We start from the raw sequence: 23956 nt of genomic DNA, 5'->3' as shown, positions 1-23956 counted from the left end.
ATAGATTTTGATTAAGCCATATCTTGAGCTGCTTGAATACTTTGCCAATGGCTTCTTAAGCTATCTTCTTCACTATTTGCGATCTCAACTTCTTCTTTTGTAAGCTTAATTTTACTCAACTTCTCTTGAGCATCCTTAAGACCTTTATCAGATATATCCAGTTGACAATATTCATTAAACTGACTCCAATATGAAAGCTCTGGATTTTTAAATAAAGCTATAGCTTCTGATAAGTAAGCATATTTTGCTACATCATTATCTGTTAATTCAGACATTACCACAAATGCTGGAGCATAAGGCTGCGTTATAGCCTCACGAGTATACTTATAAGCCGTTTTCTTATCGCCTTTGGCAATATATGCCCTAGCTAAGCTAACCTCAACAGGAGCAATATGATCATCTATACTATAAGCTTTATTATACCATTCTATAGCCATATCAATGTCTTTAGGTAATCCTGCTTGACCATTAAAATAAGCATCTCCAATTAATGTTTTACCTTGAGATATACAATATGGATATTTAGCAATGAAACTCTGCTCATTTCTTACTAAAAACGCATTCCGAGCATCTAAACTTCCATTTGCTATAGCTAACTTATACCATTTAAAAGCTTTCGCAAAGTTTGCTCCAGGAACTTTTCCTGATCTAACATAGAAATTACCAAGCTGATTTTGAGCAACAGAATATCCCAAATTAGCCGATTTTATAATATAGTCTAACCCTTTCTGTTGATCTACCTTAACATCATCAGATCCAAAAAAATATAATTCGCCTATCAAATATACCAGATAAGAATACGCTTTAAGTCCTTCAGGATCTGTTGGGGCACCATTTTTCTCATAAAAATCTACTGCCCACTGAGCATCTTCTAAAGCTACTTTATCACCTTGATCAAGTTGGATATGAGCTTCAGCCAGCAAACCAGTTGCACGAGCATCTGTCTTAAGATAAGGTTTACATAACTCAAGTACTTTCTCATAGTCTTTATCAAGACCCTTATGATAACACTCTTCTAAAGTCGCATACGCTGAGTTAAAAAATAACGCCAATAGAAAAGCCACTAAAAACCTAGCTGTCATTTATGTCTCCTACAGTATAAAATGAAAAATCACTTACTCTAAGAGTATAATATATTTTGCCTCCATATTTATATAAAATATTTAGGAAAATTCTATCTGACGTCCTTCGGGAAGATATTTTATGTGTATTTTATTTGAATTAGTTGGCAAAATCCCTTTCCCCTTCTCTGGCCATTCTACAAAACATATACTATCTTGATTAAAATAGTCTCGTACACCTATCCATTCTAGTTCTTCAGGGTCTGCTAAACGATATAAGTCAAAATGATAAATATTAAAATCCTCAAACTCATAACTTTCAACAAGAGTATAGGTTGGGCTTTTAACATTTCCTTGATATCCTAGAGCTTTCAATACACCTTTAACAAAGGTAGTTTTACCAGCACCTAAATCTCCATATAAAAAAATCATCTGTCCAGCTTTTAACTGCTCAGCATACTCTGCTGCAGCCTGATACATTTGATCTTCATTTTCAATTTTTATGCTTTTCATACTCTTTTATAAACTCTCCAGCTAAGACAAAAGACCCAAAAACAACTGTAACTGTATCTTTTTTTGATAAATATACACTACTCAAATCTTTATTAAATTCTACTTTTACAATTTCCTGATCTTTAAATTCTTGCTTTATTTTATTTATATCAGTTGCTCTTGAGTCAAGATATTTTAGATCTATGACATCCCATTTATAAACATATTTTTTTGCTATATTTAAAACTTCTTTGATATCTTTACTAGCAAGAATACCAAAAACTGCTTCATAACGAATATCCCTATTCGCAAACTTACTATTTAGAAGATCAAATAGGTGCTTCACAGATGCTGGGTTATGAGCTACATCAACGATAACATAACTATTATTTTGTATATCACTTTTTAATGTCATAAATCTTGCATTTGCTCTTATATGTTCAAGGTTTGGGATATAAGAAATTTTCATTCTATTAAAAAGATATTCTGCTATTCCCATCGCGATATTATAGCTATGTGTGAAACACTGTTCACAACTATATTCATATTTATCTTCATAAATTATAGCTCCAGCTATATTCGCATAATGATAAACACTTTTTGGCATATGAGACCCTAAAAAAAGAGGAATTCCTTTTCTTGATATACCTGCCTTTTCGACACCGATTTTATCCAAAGTATCTCCAAGTATTTCACAATGATCAAAATCAATATTTGTAATAGCTGTTATATCTGGATCTATAATATTAGCTGCATCCAACCGTCCACCGATACCTACCTCTAAAAGCAGATAATCCACTTTTACCCTTTGAGAATACATACAAGCACATAGAAATGCTATTTGATAATATGAGAGCCTATATTCAGAAGCTAATTCCTCTAACCTTTCCAAAAGTTCTAAAAGAATACTTTCACAAATAGGTTTTTTATCTAAAGAAATTCTTTCATTAAAGCTAAAAACATGTGGAGATGTATGACTTAAGACGCTCTTATTATTTGCGATCAAGAGCTCCTCTAACATTGCAACAGTTGTACCTTTACCATTAGTACCAGCAATAGTTATTACTTGAAATTTTTTTGCAAAATTAAATTTATCAAGAATAAATAATAAGTCATGAAAATTACAAGGTAGAGCATCACTCTTAGCCATCATTTTAGCTATTTTAATTTCGACACTCATTTTTTGAAATATAAATTAAGCTTGTTGCTCTTCTTCAGATTTATACTCTAAAGATTGAGAATAGTTTATTTTTGTAAGGTTTGGCATAAGTTTATCAATAAGCTTAGCAACTTCACTTCTTAGGTTTCTACGATCTACAATCATATCAACCATACCTTTTTCAACCAAAAACTCACTTCTTTGGAAGCCTTCTGGCAACTTCTCTCTAACAGTTTGTTCAATTACTCTAGGACCTGCAAAACCAATCAGAGCCTTAGGCTCTGCTAAATGAACATCCCCAAGCATTGCTAAAGATGCTGAAACCCCACCAGTAGTTGGGTCAGTAAGCACAACTAAGTATGGTAACTTAGCTTCTGCTAATTTTTGAAGAGCTGCACTTGTTTTAGTCATTTGCATCAATGAGTATAAAGATTCTTGCATTCTAGCACCACCACTTGCTGTAAAACAGATAAATGGTACTTTTTTCTCCATAGCAAGTTTAACACCGCGAACAAACTTCTCACCAACAACAGATCCCATAGATCCACCTAAAAACATAAAATTAAATGCTGCAGCAACTACTGGAAAACCTTTTACAGTTCCTTCCATAACTACTAGAGCATCTTGCTCTTCTGTCTTCTTCTGTGCTTGTGATAGTCTATCTTTATATGTCTTAGTATCTTTGAATTTAAGCATATCGACAGGAGTAATATTAGCAAAATGCTCTTTTGAGCTATCTCTATCAAAGAATATATTTAATCTATGCCTAGCAGATATTCTATAGTGGTAATTACAATTTGGACAAACAGATTTATTATTATGTAACTCTTCTGAATATAAAGTTACACCACAGCTTGGACACTGACTCCAAACACCTGAAGGCATATCTTTTTTCTGTGCATTTACACCTAAACTTCTACCAATTACTCTAGTCAACCAACTCATTTCTTATCTCCTCCTAGCATTAAGATCAAATATCTCTTAAAAAATTTCTATGTCACTAAAGAAATATCTAATCTCTTGTGCTGCAGTCTCTTCTGCATCTGAACCATGTACAGCATTTGCATCTATACTATCAGCAAAATCAGCTCTAATTGTACCAGCTTCTGCTTCTTTAGGGTTTGTGGCACCCATTAGCTCACGGTTTTTAGCAATAGCATTTTCACCTTCTAAAACCTGAATCATCACAGGTCCAGAAATCATGAACTCAACTAATGCGCTAAAAAATGGTCTATCTTTATGTACCGCATAAAAACCTTCCGCTTCTGCTCTTGATAAATGCTTCATTTTAGAAGCCACAATTTTCAGACCAGCTTTTTCAAAACGACTATATATTTCACCGATTACATTTTTTTCAACAGCATCAGGTTTAATTATAGATAAAGTTCTTTGTTTACTCATTTTTAGTTATTCTCCAATAGTTAGTTAAACGAGATTATAGCATTTTTATTTATGAAATTTCAAAACTAGTGCTTATTTATCAGAATTTTCTATCGCAGCTTGTATATAAGATTCAAACAATCTATGTCCATATCGAGGAGTTGATGTAAATTCTGGATGCGCCTGGCAAGCAATAAACCACTTATGATCAGGGATCTCAATAAGCTCCATCAGATTATTATCTTCAGATCTTCCAGAGAAAATAAGACCAGCCTCTTCAAGCTTACTCACATAGTTATTATTTACTTCATATCTATGACGATGCCTTTCTATTACTTCATTCACTTGATATATCTCTCTAGCTCTAGAGCCTTCTTTAAGTACACACTTATATCCACCTAAACGCATTGTACCACCAAGATCAGAATGTTTATTTCTTTGATGAATCGCGCCATCTTCAGCTTGCCATTCTGTAATTAGCCCTATTACAGGATTTGTTGTAGTTGGTTCTAATTCACTAGAGTGAGCATCACTCAAACCAAGAACATTCCTAGCATACTCAACAACTGCTAACTGCATCCCAAGACATATACCTAAAAATGGTACGTTATTCTCTCTGGCATATTTAATAGATGTAATCTTACCTTCTGCTCCTCTACTACCAAAACCTCCTGGCACTAAGATTGCATTAACATCTTCAAAATATGAAGCTACATTAGATTCTGTAATTTTTCCAGAATCTACAAACTTAATTTTTACTTTTACACCTTTCTTATAACCTGCATTATATAATGCTTCATTTAATGATTTATAGGCTTCTGTAAGAGATACATATTTACCAACCATTGCTACAGTAACCTCATTTTTCACATTTCTAATGGTCTCAACGACACTCTGCCATTCAGAAAGATCTGCTCCACTAGTGTTTAAATTTAGAAGCTCAACAAGCTTTGAATCAAACCCCTGTTGATGGTATTTAAGAGGAACTTCGTAGATAGTAGCTACATCTTCAGCTGTAAAAATACAATCTTGAGCAACATTTGTAAAAAGAGCAATCTTGCGTTTTTCATTTTCATCAAAAGTTTGCTCACACCTACAAACTAAGATATCTGCTTGGATACCAATACCTCTTAACTCTTTTACAGAGTGTTGAGTAGGTTTAGTTTTTAATTCACCCGCCACTTTTATATATGGTAGAAGTGTTAAATGTACAAATAACGTTCTATTTCTACCAAGTTCAATTCTTAGCTGTCTAATAGCCTCAAGGAAAGGTTGCGACTCAATATCACCAACTGTGCCACCAATCTCCACAATCGCCACATCGATATCATCAGCAATTCCTGTACAAATACGTCTTTTTATCTCATCTGTAATATGCGGAATCACCTGAATAGTAGCCCCTAAATAATCACCCTTTCTCTCACGAGCTAATACAGACTGATAAACCCTACCTGTTGTAAAGTTATTTGCCTGAGTCATTTTGTTACGAATAAATCTCTCATAGTGACCTAAATCAAGATCTGTCTCGGCACCGTCTTCTGTTACAAAAACTTCACCATGTTGAAGAGGACTCATAGTACCTGGATCAACATTAATATAAGGATCTAATTTCATCATAGTGACATTTAGACCACGACTTTCTAAAAGAGTTGCTAAAGAAGCGGCTGTAACACCCTTGCCAAGTGAAGATACAACCCCACCAGTTACAAAAATTATTTTAGTATTTGAATTCATTTGAACACATGAAAATATAAAAAATCATGGAACCTTATTATAGCATTTTTAGTAATTTATTGTTAGTAATTATTGACTTCCATATATATATATATTCTTAAGCTACAATCTTAACAAAATTAAATTAAAACAATGAAAAAAACACTTGCTTTAGCAATTGCAACTATTTTACTTGCAGGCTGTATAAACTATAAAAATGATAGTAACAATCTTGATGGTAAAGTCACTATTGATACTTCAACTGGTATTCCGGAATTTGTTGCCCCAGCATCATTTCCAGCATCACAAGCGATAGCTTATAACTTTAGTTTATCAAATGGATCATGCTCAACTCCTGTTGCTGGAAATGCAGATGGTAGTCTAACTATACCTGCTCCAACTTCTGGTGATACTTATAGATCAGATGATTTTAATATTGATAATGCAATTTTTGCATTTGCAGGATGTAGTAGTGGCACAATCATTAATATCTCTTTTAATGGTGGCAAAACACTTTCTTATACTATTCCATAAAATATTTAGCAATCTTTTTAATATATTTTTGAAAGCTTACCTGTAGGGACAGTACAATGTACTGTCCCTTTTCATTTCATATCTAACCATCTATAAAAATTTTATGCCAAATAAAATCAAACTTGTAGAAAATTTAAAGTGACTTATTCATCTAGGACAAGTTAAAACTTGCTCTTTATTATAGAAATATTTGGATTTAGATAAAAAAATTGGATAATTTTGAAATTAGTTATTTAATATATTTATTTACAAGCTTAACAAAAGACATAGGGTCTTCTATTTTAGCGCCTTCAACAAACATTGCTTGCATAAGAAGTAGCTCAGAAATATCACCAAACACTTCTGTATCAGCTTCATCTTTTAGTTTTTGTACTAAATGATGCTCAGCATTAAGCTCTAATATAGGCTTCATACCCATACCAGGCATAAATGACTGTCCAGCCTCTTCCATCATCTTTTGCATGTGTAAGCTCATACCATAGTCATTTACAACCACACAGCTTGGAGAATCAGTTAGACGTTTAGATAAACGTACATCTTCAACTTTATCTTTTAGAGACTCTTTTACTTCTTCTAAGATTTTTTTGAAATCTTTAGATTCTTTTTCAAATTTCTCTTTGTTTTCTTCTGACTCAAACTTATCAAGATCGATATCACCTTTGATAATAGACTTCATATGCTTACCATCAAACTCAGTCAAAGTAGACATCATCCACTCATCGATACGATCTGACATAAGAATTACTTCGATACCTTTCTTCTTGAATGCTTCAAGTTGTGGGTTATTAGCAGCAGCCTTATGACTATCAGATGTAATATAGTAGATAGTATCTTGACCTTCTTTCATACGCGAAATGTAGTCAGCTAAAGAAACTGTTTGCTTAGAATCACCACTTTCAGTAGTCGCAAATCTTAATAGACCAGCAATTTTTTCTTTATTTGAGTGATCGTCAGATATACCCTCTTTAAGCACTTGACCAAAGTTATCCCAGAATTTTTGATATTTTTCTGCATCTTTATTAGCAAGCTTCTTAAGTTCACCAAGAACCTTAGAAGTTGTCGCTTTTCTGATTTTATCAATTACTTTATTATGCTGTAATATTTCACGTGATACATTTAGTGGTAAGTCAGCAGAATCAATTACACCCTTAACAAATCTTAAATATGGCGGTAGTAATTCCTTATTCTCCATAATAAATACTCTACGTACATATAAAGATAAACCATAATCTTTATCTCTATTCCAAAAGTCAAAAGGCTTATTCTCTGGGATATATAGTAAGCTGTTGTACTCAAGGTTACCCTCAACTTTGTTATGTATCCACATTGAAGCATCTGCAAAATCATGAGATATATACTTATAAAACTCTTGGTATTCTTCATCAGTTACTTCATCTTTTGATCTTAACCAAATAGCTTTAGTATTGTTTACAGTCTCATACTCATCTTTGATTGTTTCTTTACCATCTTTATCATGCTCAACTTTCTTCATTTGAATTGGAGTATTGATACAATCAGAATATTTATTAACCAAACCTTTTAACTGATGGTAGTCTAATAAATCTAAATGATCTTCTTTCAGGTGAAGAGTTATCTCAGTACCGCGTTTTTCTTTAGTAATTGTTTCTATTGTAAAACCATTTTGCGCATCAGAAATCCACTTAGTAGCTTGAGATTTATCTTGACCTGCTTTTCTAGTTCTAACTGTAACTTTATCAGCAACTATAAATGAAGAATAAAAACCAACACCAAACTGACCAATAAGATCGTTATCTTTACTCTTATCACCAGTCAAGCTTTCTAAGAATTTCTTAGTTCCAGATTTTGCGATAGTACCAAGGTTTTCAATAACTTCTTCCTCAGTCATACCAATACCATTATCACTAACTGTTATAGTCTTGGCATCTTTATCAAAATCTATTTTAATTGCATAATCACTATCATCTTCGTTCAATGCTCCATTTGAGATGCTCTCATACCTAAGTTTCTCAATAGCATCTGAACTATTTGACACAAGCTCTCTTAAGAAGATCTCGCGATTTGAATATAGTGAATGAATTACAAGATGAAGTAGTTTATCTACTTCCGTTTCAAACGTATATTTTTTTTCTGACATTTATATAACCCTCTTTTGTTATATTTGCTAAATAATTTACCAACAAATACATATATGAGAGTTATTATTATATTTTCAAGAATTTTTTAATTTAAGCAGCTTGTAAAAAACTATTGTAAGTATGCGATATCTCAGAGTTTGGACATCTCCCCATACGATATTGATCAAAAATAATTGAGGGACAATACTTTTCTTTACCAACATCATCATATGCTCTAACCCAATTAGAACCTTCACCTAAAGTCATAGGCCAAGGATCTTCGACAGCTGGCAACTCTGCAAGACTTGAAGCTACTGCGATACCATCCCCTCTATCCATAGCTTGTCTAATATTAGAAAAAACATCTTGATACTCTTCAGGAACTATCAACAAAGCCCATCTATCAAAGTTATTATTAGGATCAAATGAACGATCTTGTGGAGCAGGACCCAACGATAAGTTTACAGGAAGCCATGTCAGCCATTTATCAGTTCCAGACTTACAGTCTTGTCCTACATTTTCCAAGTCACTAATAACGGCTTCAGAAGCCCCAGCTTTTTCAAGCATACTTATAATACGCTCCTTAGCTTCATTAGCTGCAACCCCTCCGTGATTTAACCCTTTCTCTAAAACATCAATCCACGCGTGTTTATCAAAGATATGATGCCTACTCATATAATTTTGCTCTCCTACTTTAGGTGCACATGAGTCACCAGCATAAGAAAGGGCACAATCAGAAAACTGTCCTCCTGAAATACCTTTAGGCTTATTTTTATTTACATGAGGAGTACATATATTTGAATAACTAATATGAAAAAATATTATACAAATAACTATTGTTAGTCTCTTTAGCATTAGAAATTATTTTTGTTTAAAAACTTTGCAGCCATACTATCACAATATATGATTAATAAAAATGAAAAATACTTTACAAGACAATAGTTTAAATATTGGAAGTCTCTCTAGTAATTTGTGCAGCCTGCTCTCTTTCCTGACGTATTTCATCAATAAAAGCTCCTCCTATTAAGCCACTAGGTATCGCAAAAACACCTATACCAAGCATCGAAAGAATTGCTGCAATAAGTCTACCAGCTAGCGTTACAGGATACATATCCCCATATCCAACAGTTGTTAAAGTAGTTACACCCCACCATAATGTATTTGATATAGTTGAGAATACTTTTGGCTGTGCATCATGCTCTGCATAAAACATCATTACACATGATATTATTAATATTACAAAGATTAAACAATATGAAACTAGCAACTCAAGATAGATTTTTTTAAATACATTTATTAATCTATTCATGATTGCCGTATTTTGAAATATCTTAAATACACGTAATAACCTAAGCACAATTAACTCGTGAGAATTTACACCAAAGAGAGCAAGTATCAACGGCAAAAAGATAGCTATAAAATCAATAACATTATAAAACTTAAAAATAAACACTAGTTTTCTAGGAGACATAAGTAATCGAACAATATACTCAATAGAAAAAATTGCTGAAAAAATAATATTAATATAGTTAAGATAATCTATATCACCATAATCAACTTGTGCTATTAAGGTAATAGAATTAATAATAACAAGTATAATAATTACACATTGATAAAGCTTTTGCGCCATAATTTTTTGAAAAAAATGATATTTCTAGAACAATTCTATCAATATATTTTATAATATGAGAGCAAAATTTTAGATGTATTATTAGAAAAATTAAGATTTAAAGATAAAAGAAAGATTATTCTTCGTCAGCAGCTTCTTCAACTTGAGGTCTGTCAACTAATTCAATGAAAGCCATAGGCGCTTTATCACCGAATCTAAAGCCACACTTAAGAACTCTAGTATAACCACCAGCTCTTTCTGCATAACGAGCACCGAACTCTTCAAAAAGCTTAGTTACAGCAGCTTTATTTCTTAAGAAATCAAAAGCTTGTCTTCTTAATGCTACTGATTGAGCTTTAAACTCATTAGAATTAGTATCTAATTCATTTCTTAGCTTGTGCTCTCTTTTTGCTAAAGTAATTAGAGGCTCAACAATTGTTCTTAACTCTTTAGCTTTTGGTAGAGTAGTTTTGATAACTTCATGGTTAATCAAAGAAGCAGACATGTTCTTAAACATAGCTTTTCTATGACTACTAGTTCTACCAAATTTTCTACCTTTCATACGATGTCTCATAGTAATTACTCCTTTATAGTTAATATTATATGATTACTATATTATATTATTTTCCTTCAACTAGTTCTCTAAAGTTCTCAATATGAACACCTAGAGATAAGCTGTTATCTATTAGTATTTGCTTAATCTCGTTAAGAGATTTTTTACCTAAATTAGGTATCTTCATTAGTTGTGATTCAGAGTACTGAACTAGATCACCAAGATACTTAATATTTTCTGCTCTTAAACAATTGGATGATCTAACAGTAAGCTCTAAATCATCAATTGGCTTAAGTAAAACAGGATCAATATTAGAATCTAATAACGCATCTCCAGTTTTACCATTTGTAGGAACTTTAAGAGATACAAATACTGATACTTGCTCACAAAAATACTCTAAAGCTTTTGTAACAGCAACTAGTGGCTCTATAGTACCATTAGTTTTTAAGAAAACTTCTAGTATATCACTATCACCATTATCAATAACTTCAAAAGCAACTCTTTTAACTGGATTAAAATCTGCATCTACAGCTATATCACCAACTTTTTCTAGCTCTGTAGGCATAGCAGAAAGTATTCCTACATTTCTACTAACAGTCACTGTTGCAACCAGACTAAACTCTCTTTTATTGGTAAGAGTAGCTATAGGTTGGTCTTTATTTATAATCTCAACACCTTGTGTTGTTTGAAAGTCACCAGCCGTAACAACACCTGACTTATTCACAGATAACCCTAATTCAAGATCACCAGCTTCTTTATCAAGCTTTACAGCCACTTTCTTTAAATTAGAAACAATCTCAACAACATCTTCTTTTACATCTTCTAAAGCAGAATACTCATGTAGCACATCTTTTATATTTACTTTAATAATAGACGCACCGCGAAGAGAAGATAGTAGAAACCTTCTAATAGAGTTACCAAGGATATGAGCCATACCTTTTTCTACTGGAGAAAGTTGCACTTTGTAACCAAAAGCACCCAACTCTTCTTTAAGTTGTATATTAGGTATAAATTCCTGATTTGAATTATTATTACTCACTAAAAAAATCTCCTTGAAATAAGGCTATTATAACGAGTTACTAAGAAATAAAATATTACTTAGAGTAAAGCTCGATGATTAATTGTTCATTTATATCTGATGATAGTTCAGATCTATCTGGAGAAGACTTCATAGTACCTTCTAAAGAATCTGTATTCACATCGATCCAAGAAAGTTCTTTTCTATGCTTAGCCAATTCAACAGCATTTTGAATTCTTAACTGCTTCTTAGCTTTCTCTCTTACTGCAACTATATCACCTGCTTTAACTTGAGCAGATGGTACATTACAAGTATGTCCATTAAGCATAATACCTTTATGAACAACAAGCTGTCTTGCTTCTGCACGTGTTGCAGCGAAGCCCATTCTATAAACAACATTATCTAATCTTGCTTCTAAAATTTCTAAAAGAGTAGCACCAGTGTTACCTTTTCTTCTGTTTGCTTCTAGATAGTATTTTTTGAATTGACCTTCTAAAACACCATACATACGACGAACTTTTTGTTTTTCTCTTAACTGTAAACCATAGTCAGAAAGGCGCGCTCTTCTTGCTCCATGTTGACCTGGTGCAGTGTTCATTTTACATTTTTCGTCGTTAGCTTTTACGCCACTCTTTAAAAATAAATCTGTACCTTCTCTTCTAGAAAGTTTACATTTTGGTCCTAGATATCTAGCCATTATTATAAATTCCCTTTATATATTAAACACGACGTTTTTTAGGTGGACGACAACCATTATGCGGTAATGGAGTCACATCTGTGATGCTTGTAACTTTTAAGTTTTTAGCATTTAAGGCTCTAACAGCAGAATCTCTACCTGAACCTGGTCCTTTCACTAAAACATCTACATTTTTTACACCATATTCTAGAGCCATATCAGCTGCTCTTTCAGCTGCAACTTGAGCAGCAAAAGGTGTACTCTTTCTTGAACCTCTAAAGCCACTACCACCAGAAGTAGCCCAAGATAAAGCATTACCTTGTCTATCTGTAATAGTTACTATAGTGTTATTAAAAGATGAGTAAATATGAGCAACTGCATCAGTAACTACTCTTTTTACTTTTTTCTTTGATGATCTAACAGACTTAGCCATATAATCTACCCTTTAATCTTATAGTTATAATTGTATTTTATGCCTTGATTGGCTTTCTTGGACCTTTACGAGTACGAGCATTAGTCTTCGTTCTCTGTCCTCTTACAGGAAGGCTACGACGATGTCTTCTGCCTCTGAAGCAACCTAAATCCATAAGTCTTTTTATGTCCATAGAAACTTCACGACGTAAATCACCTTCTACCGTAAATTTAGCAACCTCTGTTCTTAAAGCTTCGACTTGTTCATCAGTCAATTCTTTGATTTTAACAGTTGGGCTTACTTTACAAGATTCACAGATTTCTTGTGCTCTTGTTTTACCTATGCCATAAATTGAAGTTAATCCTATTACTGTATGTTTATGAACAGGAATATTAACACCAGCTATACGAGCCATCTAATTCACTCCTAATAATTATTCTTAATTAATTTGCTATCTGCCGCAATTTGTAACTTGCTAGGATAACTTTTTAAAATCAAATAATCAAGCTTTATTTAATTTAGCTTGACCTATTAACCTTGTCTTTGCTTATGTCTAGGGTCTGTACATATTACGCGAACTACTCTATTGCGCTTAATAACTTTACAGTTTCTACACATTTTTTTAACTGAAGCTCTAACTTTCATTATATTTCTCCAAAAATATTTCTCTATTTTCTCTTACCACTAAGATTTGCTTTTTTCATAACAGAATCATATTGAGTTGACATCATATGCGACCTAACTTGAGCCATAAAATCCATCATCACAACAACTACAATCAATAATGAAGTTCCACCAAATGTAAATGATAATCCTTGTGCAAAGAATTTCACTACAAATATAGGTAACAAACATATAGCTGTAATATACAATGAACCAACTAAAGTTAATCTTGTCATAACTGCATCTATATATTTAGCTGTTTGCTCACCAGGTCTTACACCAGAAATATAAGCACCTGACTTCTTCAAATTATCCGCAGTTTCCTTTGGATTAAATACTAATGAAGTGTAAAAGAAACAGAAAAATATAATTGTCGCAGCAAATACTACTGTATAAACTATGCTTCCTGGCTGTAACATTTCTGCAACATCTGCTAACCAACTTAGTGAGTTGTAGTTAGATAGCCAACCAAATAAAACTCCTGGCACCATTAAAATAGATGATGCAAAGATAGCTGGAATTACACCGGCCATGTTAAGTTTTAATGGTAAATGACTAGTTTGAGCAGCAAACATTTTTCTACCTTGCTGTCTCTTAGCATAATTTACTGTAATCTTTCTCTGAGCACTTTCCATAAATACCACAAATGCAATAACTAACAAAAGTAATATTAACAGAACCCAAACAGATAAATATGATATTACATGCTGGTTTGCTTGAGATAGTGTGTTTGAAATCTCAAATGGTAAGTTAGCAACGATACCAGAGAAGATTAGTAGTGAAATACCATTTCCCACACCTCTTTCTGTAATTTGCTCACCTAACCACATCAAAAACATACTACCTGTAGTAACAGAAACAATAGTCGTTAAATAAAATATCGGCATATTGTTAGTTGTTACTAAACCATCTTGATGTAATACAAATGCAACAATACCAAATGATTGCACTATAGACAAAGCAAGAGTCAAATATCTTGTATACTGAGTGATTTTCTTCTGTCCTGATTCACCCTCTTTTTTCAGCTCTATAAATTTTGGATATACAGCTGAAAGCATCTGAAAAATAATTGATGCAGAGATATAAGGCATAACACCCAATGCGAAGATACTCATCTGTGTAAGAGCACCACCAGAGAACATATTAAACATACTCATCAAACCACCACTATTTGAGTGTTGATTTGAGATAATCTCTACTAATTTTGTTGGATCAATATTTGGTATAGGAATATAAACACCCAACCTGAATACTAATATCGCAATAACGACAAAAATTAGCCTAGATCTTAATTCACCTGTTGTTCCAGAAGTACTATTAAACTTTGACATATCTTTAATCTTATTCTACCTTACCACCAGCTTTTTCAATAGCTTCTTTAGCACCTTTAGTGCAAGCTATACCCTTAAGGCTAACAGCTTTTTGGATTTCTCCAGAAGCTATTACTTTAACTGTTTTGATATCTTTTCTAATAAGACCTAGATCTTTTAAAGTGTCAACTGTAACTTCATCAGCCCCAACATGATTTAACTCATGTAGTCTAACCTCAGCAACAAACCTTTTAGACGCAGAAGTAAAACCAAACTTTGGTAATCTTCTTTGTAAAGGCATTTGACCACCTTCGAAACCTACTTTATGATAGCCACCTGAACGCGCCTTTTGACCTTTGTGACCTTTACCAGAAGTTTTACCTAAACCACTTCCAATACCACGACCTAATCTTTTTGGTGCGCTTTTAGAGCCAGCAGCAGGAGCAATTGTATTTAATTTCATTTTATACTACCCCTCTATCTTAACCATATAATATATTTTATTAGCCATACCACGATTTTCTGGAGTATCTAATACTTCAACTGTGTGGTTGATTTTTCTAAGACCTAAACCTCTAGCAGATGCTATATGGTTTTGCTTACGACCAATCAGGCTTTTTACTAAAGTAACTTTAAATGTTTTAGCTTGAGTCATTTTTAATTACCCCTGAATCTCTTCAACAGAAAGACCTCTTTTATCAGCGATCTGTTCTGGTGATTTAATTTTTGCTAGACCTGCGATTGTTGCTCTTACAACGTTAACAGGATTAGTTGAGCCATATGTTTTTGCTAAAACGTTGTGTACACCAACTGCTTCAAAAACAGAACGCATAGCACCACCAGCAATAATACCTGTACCAGCAGATGCAGGTTGCATAAACACTTTAGATGCACCATGGTTAGACATAGTAGCATACCATAGCGTATCGTTATTTAAGTTTACTGATACCATGTTCTTTTTAGCGTTTTCCATAGCTTTTTGGATAGCAACAGGCACTTCTCTTGATTTACCTCTGCCTATTCCAATTTTGCCTTTACCGTCACCTACAACAGTTAGCGCGGCAAAGCTCATGATTCTACCACCTTTTACTGTCTTAGAGTGTCTTTTAACACTAACTAACTTTTCAATCAGCTCTTCGTTCTTTTTTACTTCATTAGACATAATGAATAATCATCCATATTTTATTTATTAAAACTGTAGACCATGCTCTCTAGCAGCTTCTGCTAAAGCTTTAACACGTCCATGATATCTATATCCAGATCTATCAAAAGCAACTTGCTCGATACCTTTTTCTTTACATCTAGTAGCAATCATTTCACCAACGATTGCAGCAGATGCAACATTACCAGTGTATTTACATTTCGCTTTAACATCTTTCTCTACAGTAGACGCAGCAGCTATCACAGTAGAACCATCACCAGAAATTACTTGAGCATATACATGTCTAGGTGTTCTATAAACACAAAGTCTAGTATGACCAAGTTCTCTTAACTTGATTCTAGTACGCTTACTACGATTTAAACGAGCAGTTTTTTTATCCATAATAATACTATCCTTTATAACTACTTCTTCTTAGCTTCTTTCTTAGCTACATATTCGTCTTCATAACGAACACCTTTACCTTTATAAGGTTCTGGTTTTCTGTAGTCTCTAATTTCTGAAGCTACTTTACCTAAAAGCTCTTTATCAGCACCTTTAAGAACAATCTCAGTAGGAGCTGGAGTTTCTGCTGTTATACCTTGTGGTAATTTATATACTACAGGGTGAGAGAAACCTAAAGTAAGGTTTAAATCGCTACCTTGTGCTTTAGCACGATAACCAACACCAATAATTTTTAGTTTTCTTTCAAAACCTTTGCTAACACCTTCAACCATATTATTTAAAATTGCTCTAGCCGTTCCAGATTGAGCAATTGCATTTTTACTATTGTTATTTGGTGTAACTGTTGCTTCACTATCAGCAACATTAAAAGTCACATCAGTAGAGAAAGTTTTATTTAAAGTAGCCTTAGCGCCTTTAACTTCTACCACGTTGCCAGCAGCAACACTAATTGTAACACCGCTTGGGATAGCAACAGGTTTCTTACCTATTCTTGACATATCAATCTCCTTGCTAACTTAAGCTACGTAGCCAACTATTTCGCCACCAACACCAAGAGCTCTTGCTTGTCTATCGCTGACTAAACCTTTTGATGTAGAGATAATAGCAACACCAAAACCACCGTATACTTTAGGTAGTTCTTCGTGAGACTTATAGATTCTCAAACTTGGTCTAGAAACTCTTTTGATCATTTCGATCACTGGAGTACCAGCGTGATACTTAAGCTCAATTTCTATAGAAGGATGACCAGCTACAGTTGTACCTTTTGAACAACCTTTAACATAACCTTCTTTAACTAAAAAGTTCGCAACTTCCATCTTCATTTTTGAAAATGGCACAGAAACAGCTTCTTTCTCAGCAGAAAGACCATTTCTGATTCTTGTAAACATATCCGCGATTGGATCTTGCATACTCATAACTTAAAATTCCTTATTACCAACTAGCTTTTTTCAAACCAGGAACATCACCTGCCATTGCATACTCTCTAAGCTTATTACGGCATAGACCGAACTTTCTGTATACAGCATGTGGTCTACCTGTAACCTTACATCTTCTTTGCACACGAGATGCAGACGAGTTTACTGGTAGCTTTTGCAGTTTAATTTGAGCTTCCCATTTTTGTTCTTCAGTAGAATTCACATCAAGAATAATAGCTTTAAGCTCAGCTCTTTTTTGAGCATATTTAGCTACTAGTTTTTCTCTTTTTAATTCTCTCTGAACCATTGCTTTTTTTGCCATTTAAAACCCCAACCTATAATTAAGACTTAAAAGGAAAACCAAACGCTTTAAGCAAAGCTCTTCCTTGGTCATCATTCTTAGCTGTAGTAGTTATCGAAATATCTAAACCTCTGATAGAGTCAATCTTATCATAATCAATCTCAGGGAAAGAAATTTGTTCTCTCATTCCTAAGCTATAATTACCTCTACCATCAAAAGATTTAGCGCTTAACCCCCTAAAATCTCTGATTCTAGGGATAGCAATTGTTATCAATCTGTCTAAAAACTCATACATACGCTCGCCACGTAACGTAACTTTAGCGCCTATAGGCCAACCATCACGGATTTTAAAACCAGCGATAGATTTTTTAGACTTAGTAACAACTGGCTTTTGACCAGCAACTGCAGTCAAATCATTTAATGCAAAAGTCATAATCTTTTTATCTTTTGCAGCATCACCAACACCCATATTAAGAGTAATCTTCTCAATAGCAGGTACTTCCATAATATTATCTAATTTAAGCTCGTCTTTTAATTTAGCAACAAGCTCTTTTTGATAATGTTCCTTTAATCTTGCCATAAAACTTAGTCCTATAAGTCTACAAGCTCGCCATTAGATTTGAAGTAGCGAACCTTTTTCTCATCAACAAACTTATAACCCACTCTATCAGCTTTTTCAGTAGCTGGGTTAAAGATAGCAACGTTAGACGCATCTACAGGAAGCTCTTTTTCAACAACTCCGCCTTCAACACCTCTATTTGGATTAGGCTTAACATGTTTTTTAACAACATTAATGCCTTCCACTAAAACTAAAGATCCACCATTAGCGAAAGACTTAACTACACCTCTGCGACCTTTATCTTTACCAGCGATAACTATTACATCATCACCTTTTTTTAATCTATTCATTACTTACACCTCAATAAATAACTATAATACTTCTGGTGCTAAAGATACGATCTTCATAAACTTCTCAGTACGAAGTTCCCTTGTAACAGGGCCAAAGATACGAGTTCCCATTGGCTGTCCGTTAGCATTTAGAAGCACGGCAGCATTGCCATCAAAACGAACCTTAGAACCATCTCTTCTGCGCACACCTTTAGCTGTTCTCACAACTACAGCATTATATACAGATCCTTTCTTAGCTTTACCTCTTGGCGCAGCTTCTTTCACAGTTACTTTAATTACATCACCAATAGATGCGTATCTGCGATGAGAGCCACCCAAAACCTTTATACACTCAACTCTCTTAGCGCCACTGTTGTCAGCAACTTGGAGTTCTGTTTGCATTTGAATCATACAAATAACCCTTATTTATTATTATATAAGACTGCTGTGCAATTTTGCAGTCCGATAAATATACCAATAAACAAAAATAAAATCAAATTTATTATTTTTCTCTATGGATAATATCTACTAAACACCACTTCTTAGTTTTTGAATACGGCTTAGTTTCTTTGAACTTGATAACATCACCTGCTTTACATTCATTATTTTCATCATGAACATAATACTTCGTTGTTTTTTTCACGAACTTACCATATAAAGGGTGCTTAACGTATCTTTCAGCTCTTACTACTACAGTTTTATCCATAGCAACGCTAGAAACTTTACCTTCTAACAATCTAATTTTATCGCTCATCTTCCAGGCACCTATTTATTCTTTTCTGATATTATTGTATTTATACGAGCAATATCTCTTTTAGCACTTTTAAATAAGTGATTCTTTTTTAATTGCCCTGTACCTTTTTGCATACGAAGAGAAAATAATTGTTGCAATAACTCAATTTTCGCTTCTTGCAGTTGGTCAATACTTTTACCTCTATAATCTTTTAAAGTATCTTTTCTTTTCATTACATCACCTGCTTTTCAACAAAAGTTGTCTGCACTGGCATTTTAGCTGCTGCTCTTGCAAAAGCTTCACGCGCTAATTCTTCTTTTACACCAGTAATTTCATATAGTACACGTCCTGGCTGAATTTGAGCAACCCAATATTCAACCGAACCTTTACCTTTACCCATACGAACTTCAAGAGGCTTCTGAGTGATCGGCTTATCTGGGAAAATTCTAATCCAAACTTTACCACCACGCTTAACGTGACGAGTAATAGCTCTTCTTCCTGCCTCAATCTGTCTAGCAGTGATTCTACCTCTAGATGTTGCTTGAAGACCAAACTCACCAAAGCTTACTTTATTACCTCTGTGAGCCAAGCCTCTATTACGCATCTTCTGCTGTTTACGAAACTTTGTACGCTTAGGCTGTAGCATTATCTAGCTCCTTTTTTATTATTGTTCTTCTGATCCATTTGACCAGGAAGAATTTCACCCTTATAAATCCAAACCTTAACACCGATAATACCATAAGTTGTTAAAGCTTGAGCTGTAGAGTAATCAACATCTGCTCTAAAAGTTTGTAGAGGCACTCTACCATCTCTAGCCCATTCAGAACGAGCGATCTCTGCACCACCTAAACGACCACTAACCATGATCTTAATACCTTTAGCTCCAGATTTCATAGCTCCTTGCATAGCTTTTTTCATAGCTCTTCTAAACATTACTCTTTTTTCTAATTGTTGAGCAACGCTGTCAGCTACTAGCTTAGCATCTATTTCAGGCTTACGAACTTCTTCAATGTTTATTTGAACAGGAATACCCATCAACTTATTAACTTCATTACGAAGCTTTTCAACATCTTCACCTTTTTTACCAATCACAATACCAGGTCTAGCTGTATGAATTGTAATCTTAGCATTTTGAGCAGGTCTTTCGATTTGAATTTTACTAACTGCTGCTGACGCAAGTTTTTTATGCAAAAACTCTCTAACCTTAATATCTTCATTAAGCTTAGTAGCGTAGTCAGAAGAGTCAGCATACCAAGTTGAGTTATGCTCTTTTACGATACCTAAACGAATCCCATTAGGATGTACTTTTTGACCCATTTTTACTACACCTCTTAGTTTTTCTCAGCAACTTTCACAGTGATATGTGAAGTTCTCTTTAAAATACGATTACCACGACCTTTCGCTCTAGCTTCAAAACGCTTCATAGTAGGGCCTTCGTCAACGAATACAGTTGAAACGAATAGTGAATCAACATCCATACCATCATTATGCTCAGCATTAGCTACCGCAGAATTTAAAACATCCTTGATTAGCACTGCTGCTTTTTTGTTACTAAAAGTCAAAAGATTAATAGCTTGCTCTACAGGTAAACCCCTGATTTGATCAGCAACCAATCTACATTTTTGAGCTGAGATTCTTGCGAATTTTAATTTAGCTTGTACTTCCATGTATCTAACCCCAACTATTTCTTCTTAGCTTTTTTATCAGCTGCGTGACCACGGTAGTTACGAGTAATCGCAAACTCACCTAATTTATGGCCAACCATTTCTTCAGTCATAAGAACTGGCACGTGCTGCTGACCGTTATGTACAGCTATAGTTAAACCTATCATATCCGGCACAATCAATGATCTTCTTGACCATGTTTTGATTGGCTTTTTAGAATTATTTTCTTGCGCTTCAAAAACCTTCTTTAAAAGATGATGATCTACAAAAGGTCCTTTTTTTAATGAACGAGGCACAACCTTCTCCCTAATTACTTACGTTTTTGAACAATCAACTTATTAGAACGCTTATTTTTACGCGTCTTATAGCCTTTAGTAGGCATACCCCATGGAGACACAGGATGTCTACCACCTGAAGTACGGCCTTCACCACCACCATGTGGGTGATCTACTGGGTTCATTGCAACACCTCTAACAGTAGGTCTTACACCTCTCCAGCGCTTCGCACCAGCCTTACCTAAAGATTTTAAGTTGTGCTCAGAATTAGATACCACACCAATAACTGCTCTACAATCTAAAAGCACTCTTCTCATCTCACCTGATCTTAGACGAATAATTGCATAAGCATTATCCTTACCAACCAACTGAGCGAAAGTACCAGCACTTCTGATCATTTGTGCACCTTTCTTTGGCTTCATTTCGATATTGTGAATAACTGTACCTAGAGGTATATTTCTAAGCGGCATACAGTTACCAACAGCAACATCTACTTTTTCACCAGAAACAACAGACATATCTTTCTTAAGACCTTTAGGAGCGATGATGTATCTTCTTTCACCATCAGCATAAAGGACTAAAGCAATATTTGCACTACGGTTAGGATCGTACTCGATTCTCTCAACCTTAGCAGTAATATCATCCTTGTTTCTTTTAAAATCTACAACACGGTAATGTTGCTTATGTCCGCCACCTTGATGACGAACAGTGATTCTACCAGTATTATTTCTACCAGCTTTATTCTTTTTAACTTCTACCAAACCTTTGAATGGCTTACCTGTATGTAATTCTGTATTCTTTACGCTCACTACGTGGCGACGGCCAGGTGAAGTAGGTTTAGCTTTTTTTATTTCAATCATGATTATAAACCTTCTTTAAATTACTCTGCACCAACAAAATTGATATCATGCCCTTCAGCAAGCTTCACATAAGCCTTTTTCCAAGCTTTTGTCCTGCCTTCAACACGACCAAATCTACGCGCCTTACCCTTAACATTAAGGATATTCACTGACTCAACCTTAACTTCAAACAACTGCTCAACTGCATTTTTCACATCTTGCTTATTAGCAAATCTAGCTACTTCAAATACAATTGTTGAGTTAGCATCTGAAAGACCATAAGTTTTATCAGAAACATGAGGTCTTATAACAGTTTTTAATAATTTTTCTTGAGATATCATACTAGTCTCTCCTCCACTTCTTTTATAGCTTTCTCAGTGAAAACAACATTTTCAAAGCACATCAAAGAAACTGGATTAATCTCAACAGCATCACATACTGCCACATTCTTAAGGTTTCTAGAAGATAAGTATAAGTTCTCACCAAATTCTTCTGTACCAACAACAAAAAGCACATCTTTAACATTTAAAGAATCTACCACTTTTTTGAAATCCTTTGTTTTAGGAGTTTCTAGTTTTAATTCTTTAACTATAGACATTCTCTCAGATCTAACTAGCTCTGATAAGATTGACTTGACAGCACTTGAGTACATTTTACGATTAACTTTTTGCTTATAACTTTTAGGCTTAGCAGCAAATGTAACACCACCCTTTCTAAAGATTGGTGAACGGATAGTACCCGCTCTTGCTCTACCTGTACCTTTTTGTCTCCAAGGCTTAGCTCCACCACCAGACACTTCTGATCTAGTTTTTTGAGCTTTAGTACCTTGACGAGCGCCTGCCATATAGGCAACAACAACCTGGTGAATTAGCGCCTCGTTATAGTCAGTTGCAAAAACACTATCTGCAACACCTACTACACCAGCTTCTGCACCAGCCATAGATTTTATATTTAAGTCCACAACAAACTCTCCGGTATATTTACTTATCTACTAACTTTTTACAGCTGGAGTAACAACAATATCGCCACCAACTGAACCTGGAATACCACCCTTTAAAAGCAATAAACCATTTTCCGCGTCAACTCTCACAACTTCTAAAGATTGAACAGTAACGTTTTCATTACCCATATGTCCAGCCATCTTTTTGTTTTTAAAGACTCTACCTGGAGACTGGTTTTGACCTGTCGAACCATGAGCTCTGTGAGAAAGTGAGTTACCATGAGTAGCATCTTGAGTGCTAAAGTTATGACGCTTCACACCACCTTGGAAGCCTTTACCTTTAGATACACCCCTTACGTCTACTTTTTGACCTGCTTCAAATATAGTAGGCTCGATAGATGAACCCACTTCATATTCGCTAGCATTATCAATAGCAAACTCCCATAAACCTCTACCCGGTTCAACACCTGCCTTAGCAAAGTGACCAGCTGCAGGTCTATTTACATTTGAACGCTTTTTCAAACCAGTAGTTACTTGAACAGCATTATAACCATCCGTTTCAGCAGTTTTAACTTGAGTAACCTTATTAGGCTCAACTTGAACTACTGTTACAGGAATAGAAACACCATCTTCAGTAAAAATACGAGTCATACCACATTTGCGACCAACTAATCCTAAAGACATTATTTAATCCTCTATTATTATTATATTAACCCTGCGATTGCGATTGACCGCAGAGACCTAATTTATTACATTTTCTGAATTAAATCAAAAAAGTAACGTATATATTAGCTTAAACTGATCTGAACATCAACACCTGATGCTAAATCTAGTTTCATAAGAGCATCTACAGTTTTATCCGTAGGTTCAACAATATCGATCAATCTCTTGTGAGTTCTGATCTCATATTGATCTCTTGCTTTTTTGTTTACGTGCGGAGAAATAAGAATTGTAAACTTCTCTTTACGTACTGGTAAAGGGATTGGTCCCTTAACTTGAGCCCCAGTCTTTTTAGCAGTATCAACGATTTCTTGAGTAGAAACATCAATAAGCTTATGATCAAAGGCTTTTAATCTGATTCTAATTCTTTGATTATTCACAGCCATTTTATTTATTTCCTTTT

General features: G+C 34.3%; 38 protein-coding genes. 1 reads left to right on the top strand and 37 read right to left on the bottom strand.

Going from position 1 to position 23956, the window contains the following annotated elements; all coding sequences use genetic code 11:
- Positions 1-11 precede the first annotated feature (11 nt).
- From QI37_RS07625 to pyrG, 6 genes are all read right to left on the bottom strand, one after another.
- A complete protein-coding gene (locus QI37_RS07625; protein ID WP_040010144.1) occupies positions 12-1082 on the bottom strand; it encodes a tetratricopeptide repeat protein in 1071 nt (356 codons plus the stop codon).
- A gap of 81 nt (positions 1083-1163) precedes the next feature.
- Positions 1164-1574: a tRNA (adenosine(37)-N6)-threonylcarbamoyltransferase complex ATPase subunit type 1 TsaE gene (gene tsaE / locus QI37_RS07620; RefSeq protein WP_040010143.1), complete on the bottom strand. Its 411-nt coding sequence runs from the start codon at positions 1572-1574 to the stop codon at positions 1164-1166.
- The gene (locus QI37_RS07615; RefSeq protein WP_040010142.1) at positions 1555-2733 is read right to left on the bottom strand and encodes a bifunctional folylpolyglutamate synthase/dihydrofolate synthase; all 1179 of its coding nucleotides are present in this window, start codon (positions 2731-2733) and stop codon (positions 1555-1557) included. Before QI37_RS07615 ends, tsaE begins: the two co-directional genes overlap by 20 nt.
- A gap of 15 nt (positions 2734-2748) precedes the next feature.
- On the bottom strand, positions 2749-3657 hold the full coding sequence (gene accD / locus QI37_RS07610; protein ID WP_040010140.1) for an acetyl-CoA carboxylase, carboxyltransferase subunit beta: 909 nt from the start codon (positions 3655-3657) through the stop codon (positions 2749-2751).
- Positions 3658-3693: 36 nt separating this feature from the next.
- Positions 3694-4113 (bottom strand): nucleoside-diphosphate kinase, encoded by a 420-nt coding sequence (ndk, locus tag QI37_RS07605; protein WP_040010138.1) that lies wholly within the window; start codon positions 4111-4113, stop codon positions 3694-3696.
- A 72-nt stretch (positions 4114-4185) separates the two neighbouring features.
- Complete coding sequence (gene pyrG, locus QI37_RS07600; RefSeq protein ID WP_040010136.1) at positions 4186-5826, bottom strand: CTP synthase; 1641 nt, start codon at positions 5824-5826, stop codon at positions 4186-4188.
- A 132-nt stretch (positions 5827-5958) separates the two neighbouring features.
- Between pyrG and QI37_RS07595 the strand changes: the two genes are divergently transcribed.
- Positions 5959-6339 carry a hypothetical protein gene (locus QI37_RS07595; RefSeq protein WP_040010134.1) on the top strand — a complete coding sequence of 127 codons (381 nt, stop codon included), beginning with the start codon at positions 5959-5961 and terminating at the stop codon, positions 6337-6339.
- A 229-nt stretch (positions 6340-6568) separates the two neighbouring features.
- On the opposite strand, the gene htpG is transcribed toward QI37_RS07595, so the two are convergent.
- From htpG to rpsJ, 31 genes are all read right to left on the bottom strand, one after another.
- Positions 6569-8455 (bottom strand): molecular chaperone HtpG, encoded by a 1887-nt coding sequence (gene htpG / locus QI37_RS07590; protein WP_040010133.1) that lies wholly within the window; start codon positions 8453-8455, stop codon positions 6569-6571.
- A gap of 91 nt (positions 8456-8546) precedes the next feature.
- Positions 8547-9290, bottom strand: a complete 744-nt coding sequence (locus tag QI37_RS07585; RefSeq protein ID WP_040010132.1) for a hypothetical protein — start codon at positions 9288-9290, stop codon at positions 8547-8549.
- 88 nt (positions 9291-9378) lie between these two features.
- Complete coding sequence (locus QI37_RS07580; protein WP_040010131.1) at positions 9379-10065, bottom strand: ion transporter; 687 nt, start codon at positions 10063-10065, stop codon at positions 9379-9381.
- 115 nt (positions 10066-10180) lie between these two features.
- Positions 10181-10618, bottom strand: a complete 438-nt coding sequence (rplQ, locus tag QI37_RS07575; protein WP_040010129.1) for a 50S ribosomal protein L17 — start codon at positions 10616-10618, stop codon at positions 10181-10183.
- Between the two features lie 46 nt (positions 10619-10664).
- Positions 10665-11636 carry a DNA-directed RNA polymerase subunit alpha gene (locus QI37_RS07570; RefSeq protein ID WP_040010128.1) on the bottom strand — a complete coding sequence of 324 codons (972 nt, stop codon included), beginning with the start codon at positions 11634-11636 and terminating at the stop codon, positions 10665-10667.
- Between the two features lie 55 nt (positions 11637-11691).
- A complete protein-coding gene (gene rpsD, locus QI37_RS07565; protein ID WP_040010127.1) occupies positions 11692-12312 on the bottom strand; it encodes a 30S ribosomal protein S4 in 621 nt (206 codons plus the stop codon).
- A gap of 22 nt (positions 12313-12334) precedes the next feature.
- The gene (gene rpsK / locus QI37_RS07560; protein ID WP_003021583.1) at positions 12335-12724 is read right to left on the bottom strand and encodes a 30S ribosomal protein S11; all 390 of its coding nucleotides are present in this window, start codon (positions 12722-12724) and stop codon (positions 12335-12337) included.
- A 37-nt stretch (positions 12725-12761) separates the two neighbouring features.
- A complete protein-coding gene (gene rpsM, locus QI37_RS07555; protein WP_040010122.1) occupies positions 12762-13118 on the bottom strand; it encodes a 30S ribosomal protein S13 in 357 nt (118 codons plus the stop codon).
- Positions 13119-13234: 116 nt separating this feature from the next.
- Positions 13235-13348, bottom strand: coding sequence for a 50S ribosomal protein L36 (gene rpmJ, locus QI37_RS07550; protein WP_003017816.1), 114 nt, complete (start codon positions 13346-13348; stop codon positions 13235-13237).
- A gap of 23 nt (positions 13349-13371) precedes the next feature.
- The gene (secY, locus tag QI37_RS07545; RefSeq protein WP_040010114.1) at positions 13372-14697 is read right to left on the bottom strand and encodes a preprotein translocase subunit SecY; all 1326 of its coding nucleotides are present in this window, start codon (positions 14695-14697) and stop codon (positions 13372-13374) included.
- Positions 14698-14707: 10 nt separating this feature from the next.
- Positions 14708-15139, bottom strand: a complete 432-nt coding sequence (rplO, locus tag QI37_RS07540) for a 50S ribosomal protein L15 (RefSeq protein ID WP_040010113.1) — start codon at positions 15137-15139, stop codon at positions 14708-14710.
- Between the two features lie 6 nt (positions 15140-15145).
- A complete protein-coding gene (gene rpmD / locus QI37_RS07535; RefSeq protein WP_040010112.1) occupies positions 15146-15331 on the bottom strand; it encodes a 50S ribosomal protein L30 in 186 nt (61 codons plus the stop codon).
- 6 nt (positions 15332-15337) lie between these two features.
- Positions 15338-15838, bottom strand: a complete 501-nt coding sequence (gene rpsE / locus QI37_RS07530) for a 30S ribosomal protein S5 (RefSeq protein WP_040010111.1) — start codon at positions 15836-15838, stop codon at positions 15338-15340.
- Between the two features lie 27 nt (positions 15839-15865).
- Complete coding sequence (rplR, locus tag QI37_RS07525) at positions 15866-16219, bottom strand: 50S ribosomal protein L18 (RefSeq protein ID WP_040010109.1); 354 nt, start codon at positions 16217-16219, stop codon at positions 15866-15868.
- A gap of 20 nt (positions 16220-16239) precedes the next feature.
- Complete coding sequence (rplF, locus tag QI37_RS07520; RefSeq protein WP_040010107.1) at positions 16240-16776, bottom strand: 50S ribosomal protein L6; 537 nt, start codon at positions 16774-16776, stop codon at positions 16240-16242.
- Positions 16777-16794: 18 nt separating this feature from the next.
- Entirely contained in the window at positions 16795-17193 is a 399-nt protein-coding gene (gene rpsH / locus QI37_RS07515; RefSeq protein WP_040010104.1) for a 30S ribosomal protein S8, read from the bottom strand.
- A 16-nt stretch (positions 17194-17209) separates the two neighbouring features.
- Positions 17210-17515: a 30S ribosomal protein S14 gene (gene rpsN / locus QI37_RS07510; protein ID WP_040010103.1), complete on the bottom strand. Its 306-nt coding sequence runs from the start codon at positions 17513-17515 to the stop codon at positions 17210-17212.
- A gap of 19 nt (positions 17516-17534) precedes the next feature.
- Positions 17535-18074 carry a 50S ribosomal protein L5 gene (gene rplE, locus QI37_RS07505; protein ID WP_040010101.1) on the bottom strand — a complete coding sequence of 180 codons (540 nt, stop codon included), beginning with the start codon at positions 18072-18074 and terminating at the stop codon, positions 17535-17537.
- Between the two features lie 11 nt (positions 18075-18085).
- On the bottom strand, positions 18086-18403 hold the full coding sequence (rplX, locus tag QI37_RS07500) for a 50S ribosomal protein L24 (protein WP_040010098.1): 318 nt from the start codon (positions 18401-18403) through the stop codon (positions 18086-18088).
- Between the two features lie 21 nt (positions 18404-18424).
- Entirely contained in the window at positions 18425-18793 is a 369-nt protein-coding gene (rplN, locus tag QI37_RS07495) for a 50S ribosomal protein L14 (RefSeq protein WP_040010096.1), read from the bottom strand.
- A gap of 91 nt (positions 18794-18884) precedes the next feature.
- A complete protein-coding gene (gene rpsQ, locus QI37_RS07490) occupies positions 18885-19136 on the bottom strand; it encodes a 30S ribosomal protein S17 (protein ID WP_040010094.1) in 252 nt (83 codons plus the stop codon).
- A gap of 11 nt (positions 19137-19147) precedes the next feature.
- On the bottom strand, positions 19148-19348 hold the full coding sequence (gene rpmC, locus QI37_RS07485; RefSeq protein ID WP_003017801.1) for a 50S ribosomal protein L29: 201 nt from the start codon (positions 19346-19348) through the stop codon (positions 19148-19150).
- Positions 19348-19761, bottom strand: a complete 414-nt coding sequence (rplP, locus tag QI37_RS07480; RefSeq protein ID WP_040010083.1) for a 50S ribosomal protein L16 — start codon at positions 19759-19761, stop codon at positions 19348-19350. Before rplP ends, rpmC begins: the two co-directional genes overlap by 1 nt.
- Complete coding sequence (gene rpsC / locus QI37_RS07475; protein ID WP_040010082.1) at positions 19761-20432, bottom strand: 30S ribosomal protein S3; 672 nt, start codon at positions 20430-20432, stop codon at positions 19761-19763. The genes rplP and rpsC overlap by 1 nt, the downstream gene beginning before the upstream one ends.
- 14 nt (positions 20433-20446) lie before the next feature.
- The gene (rplV, locus tag QI37_RS07470; protein ID WP_040010081.1) at positions 20447-20782 is read right to left on the bottom strand and encodes a 50S ribosomal protein L22; all 336 of its coding nucleotides are present in this window, start codon (positions 20780-20782) and stop codon (positions 20447-20449) included.
- A gap of 14 nt (positions 20783-20796) precedes the next feature.
- A complete protein-coding gene (gene rpsS / locus QI37_RS07465; protein WP_040010080.1) occupies positions 20797-21075 on the bottom strand; it encodes a 30S ribosomal protein S19 in 279 nt (92 codons plus the stop codon).
- A 14-nt stretch (positions 21076-21089) separates the two neighbouring features.
- On the bottom strand, positions 21090-21914 hold the full coding sequence (rplB, locus tag QI37_RS07460) for a 50S ribosomal protein L2 (RefSeq protein ID WP_040010078.1): 825 nt from the start codon (positions 21912-21914) through the stop codon (positions 21090-21092).
- A 20-nt stretch (positions 21915-21934) separates the two neighbouring features.
- A complete protein-coding gene (gene rplW, locus QI37_RS07455) occupies positions 21935-22234 on the bottom strand; it encodes a 50S ribosomal protein L23 (RefSeq protein ID WP_040010077.1) in 300 nt (99 codons plus the stop codon).
- Positions 22231-22854 carry a 50S ribosomal protein L4 gene (gene rplD / locus QI37_RS07450; RefSeq protein WP_040010075.1) on the bottom strand — a complete coding sequence of 208 codons (624 nt, stop codon included), beginning with the start codon at positions 22852-22854 and terminating at the stop codon, positions 22231-22233. The genes rplW and rplD overlap by 4 nt, the downstream gene beginning before the upstream one ends.
- Positions 22855-22884: 30 nt before the next feature.
- On the bottom strand, positions 22885-23517 hold the full coding sequence (gene rplC / locus QI37_RS07445) for a 50S ribosomal protein L3 (RefSeq protein ID WP_040010074.1): 633 nt from the start codon (positions 23515-23517) through the stop codon (positions 22885-22887).
- Between the two features lie 104 nt (positions 23518-23621).
- Entirely contained in the window at positions 23622-23939 is a 318-nt protein-coding gene (gene rpsJ / locus QI37_RS07440; RefSeq protein WP_434061677.1) for a 30S ribosomal protein S10, read from the bottom strand.
- Positions 23940-23956 lie beyond the last annotated feature (17 nt).

The organism is Candidatus Francisella endociliophora (assembly GCF_000764555.1).
Taxonomy (GTDB): domain Bacteria; phylum Pseudomonadota; class Gammaproteobacteria; order Francisellales; family Francisellaceae; genus Francisella; species Francisella endociliophora.
This window is presented reverse-complemented; position numbering and strand designations above follow the sequence as displayed.

Excerpts from the sequence above, each read along its gene's own strand:
- rpsC (WP_040010082.1), bottom strand. The coding sequence starts at position 20,432 with ATGGGTCAAAAAGTACATCCTAATGGGATTCGTTTAGGTATCGTAAAA.
- rpsJ (WP_434061677.1), bottom strand. The coding sequence starts at position 23,939 with ATGGCTGTGAATAATCAAAGAATTAGAATCAGATTAAAAGCCTTTGAT.
- rplP (WP_040010083.1), bottom strand. The coding sequence starts at position 19,761 with ATGCTACAGCCTAAGCGTACAAAGTTTCGTAAACAGCAGAAGATGCGT.
- rpsM (WP_040010122.1), bottom strand. The coding sequence starts at position 13,118 with ATGGCTCGTATAGCTGGTGTTAATATTCCTGTTCATAAACATACAGTA.
- rplX (WP_040010098.1), bottom strand. The coding sequence starts at position 18,403 with ATGAATAGATTAAAAAAAGGTGATGATGTAATAGTTATCGCTGGTAAA.
- pyrG (WP_040010136.1), bottom strand. The coding sequence starts at position 5,826 with ATGAATTCAAATACTAAAATAATTTTTGTAACTGGTGGGGTTGTATCT.
- rpsN (WP_040010103.1), bottom strand. The coding sequence starts at position 17,515 with ATGGCAAAAAAAGCAATGGTTCAGAGAGAATTAAAAAGAGAAAAACTA.
- rpsH (WP_040010104.1), bottom strand. The coding sequence starts at position 17,193 with ATGAGTATGCAAGATCCAATCGCGGATATGTTTACAAGAATCAGAAAT.
- QI37_RS07580 (WP_040010131.1), bottom strand. The coding sequence starts at position 10,065 with ATGGCGCAAAAGCTTTATCAATGTGTAATTATTATACTTGTTATTATT.
- QI37_RS07595 (WP_040010134.1), top strand. The coding sequence starts at position 5,959 with ATGAAAAAAACACTTGCTTTAGCAATTGCAACTATTTTACTTGCAGGC.
- rplR (WP_040010109.1), bottom strand. The coding sequence starts at position 16,219 with ATGGATAAAAAAACTGCTCGTTTAAATCGTAGTAAGCGTACTAGAATC.
- htpG (WP_040010133.1), bottom strand. The coding sequence starts at position 8,455 with ATGTCAGAAAAAAAATATACGTTTGAAACGGAAGTAGATAAACTACTT.
- rplW (WP_040010077.1), bottom strand. The coding sequence starts at position 22,234 with ATGATATCTCAAGAAAAATTATTAAAAACTGTTATAAGACCTCATGTT.
- rplN (WP_040010096.1), bottom strand. The coding sequence starts at position 18,793 with ATGATTCAAATGCAAACAGAACTCCAAGTTGCTGACAACAGTGGCGCT.
- rpmC (WP_003017801.1), bottom strand. The coding sequence starts at position 19,348 with ATGAAAAGAAAAGATACTTTAAAAGATTATAGAGGTAAAAGTATTGAC.
- rplF (WP_040010107.1), bottom strand. The coding sequence starts at position 16,776 with ATGTCAAGAATAGGTAAGAAACCTGTTGCTATCCCAAGCGGTGTTACA.
- rplV (WP_040010081.1), bottom strand. The coding sequence starts at position 20,782 with ATGGAAGTACAAGCTAAATTAAAATTCGCAAGAATCTCAGCTCAAAAA.
- accD (WP_040010140.1), bottom strand. The coding sequence starts at position 3,657 with ATGAGTTGGTTGACTAGAGTAATTGGTAGAAGTTTAGGTGTAAATGCA.
- rpsE (WP_040010111.1), bottom strand. The coding sequence starts at position 15,838 with ATGTCTAATGAAGTAAAAAAGAACGAAGAGCTGATTGAAAAGTTAGTT.
- tsaE (WP_040010143.1), bottom strand. The coding sequence starts at position 1,574 with ATGAAAAGCATAAAAATTGAAAATGAAGATCAAATGTATCAGGCTGCA.
- QI37_RS07615 (WP_040010142.1), bottom strand. The coding sequence starts at position 2,733 with ATGAGTGTCGAAATTAAAATAGCTAAAATGATGGCTAAGAGTGATGCT.
- secY (WP_040010114.1), bottom strand. The coding sequence starts at position 14,697 with ATGTCAAAGTTTAATAGTACTTCTGGAACAACAGGTGAATTAAGATCT.
- ndk (WP_040010138.1), bottom strand. The coding sequence starts at position 4,113 with ATGAGTAAACAAAGAACTTTATCTATAATTAAACCTGATGCTGTTGAA.
- rplQ (WP_040010129.1), bottom strand. The coding sequence starts at position 10,618 with ATGAGACATCGTATGAAAGGTAGAAAATTTGGTAGAACTAGTAGTCAT.
- QI37_RS07585 (WP_040010132.1), bottom strand. The coding sequence starts at position 9,290 with ATGCTAAAGAGACTAACAATAGTTATTTGTATAATATTTTTTCATATT.
- rplB (WP_040010078.1), bottom strand. The coding sequence starts at position 21,914 with ATGATTGAAATAAAAAAAGCTAAACCTACTTCACCTGGCCGTCGCCAC.
- rplE (WP_040010101.1), bottom strand. The coding sequence starts at position 18,074 with ATGGCAAGATTAAAGGAACATTATCAAAAAGAGCTTGTTGCTAAATTA.
- rplO (WP_040010113.1), bottom strand. The coding sequence starts at position 15,139 with ATGAAATTAAATACAATTGCTCCTGCTGCTGGCTCTAAAAGCGCACCA.
- rpmJ (WP_003017816.1), bottom strand. The coding sequence starts at position 13,348 with ATGAAAGTTAGAGCTTCAGTTAAAAAAATGTGTAGAAACTGTAAAGTT.
- rpsD (WP_040010127.1), bottom strand. The coding sequence starts at position 12,312 with ATGGCTAGATATCTAGGACCAAAATGTAAACTTTCTAGAAGAGAAGGT.
- rpsK (WP_003021583.1), bottom strand. The coding sequence starts at position 12,724 with ATGGCTAAGTCTGTTAGATCATCAAAGAAAAAAGTAAAAAGAGTAGTT.
- rpmD (WP_040010112.1), bottom strand. The coding sequence starts at position 15,331 with ATGACTCAAGCTAAAACATTTAAAGTTACTTTAGTAAAAAGCCTGATT.
- QI37_RS07625 (WP_040010144.1), bottom strand. The coding sequence starts at position 1,082 with ATGACAGCTAGGTTTTTAGTGGCTTTTCTATTGGCGTTATTTTTTAAC.
- rpsQ (WP_040010094.1), bottom strand. The coding sequence starts at position 19,136 with ATGAGCGATAAAATTAGATTGTTAGAAGGTAAAGTTTCTAGCGTTGCT.
- rplC (WP_040010074.1), bottom strand. The coding sequence starts at position 23,517 with ATGTCTTTAGGATTAGTTGGTCGCAAATGTGGTATGACTCGTATTTTT.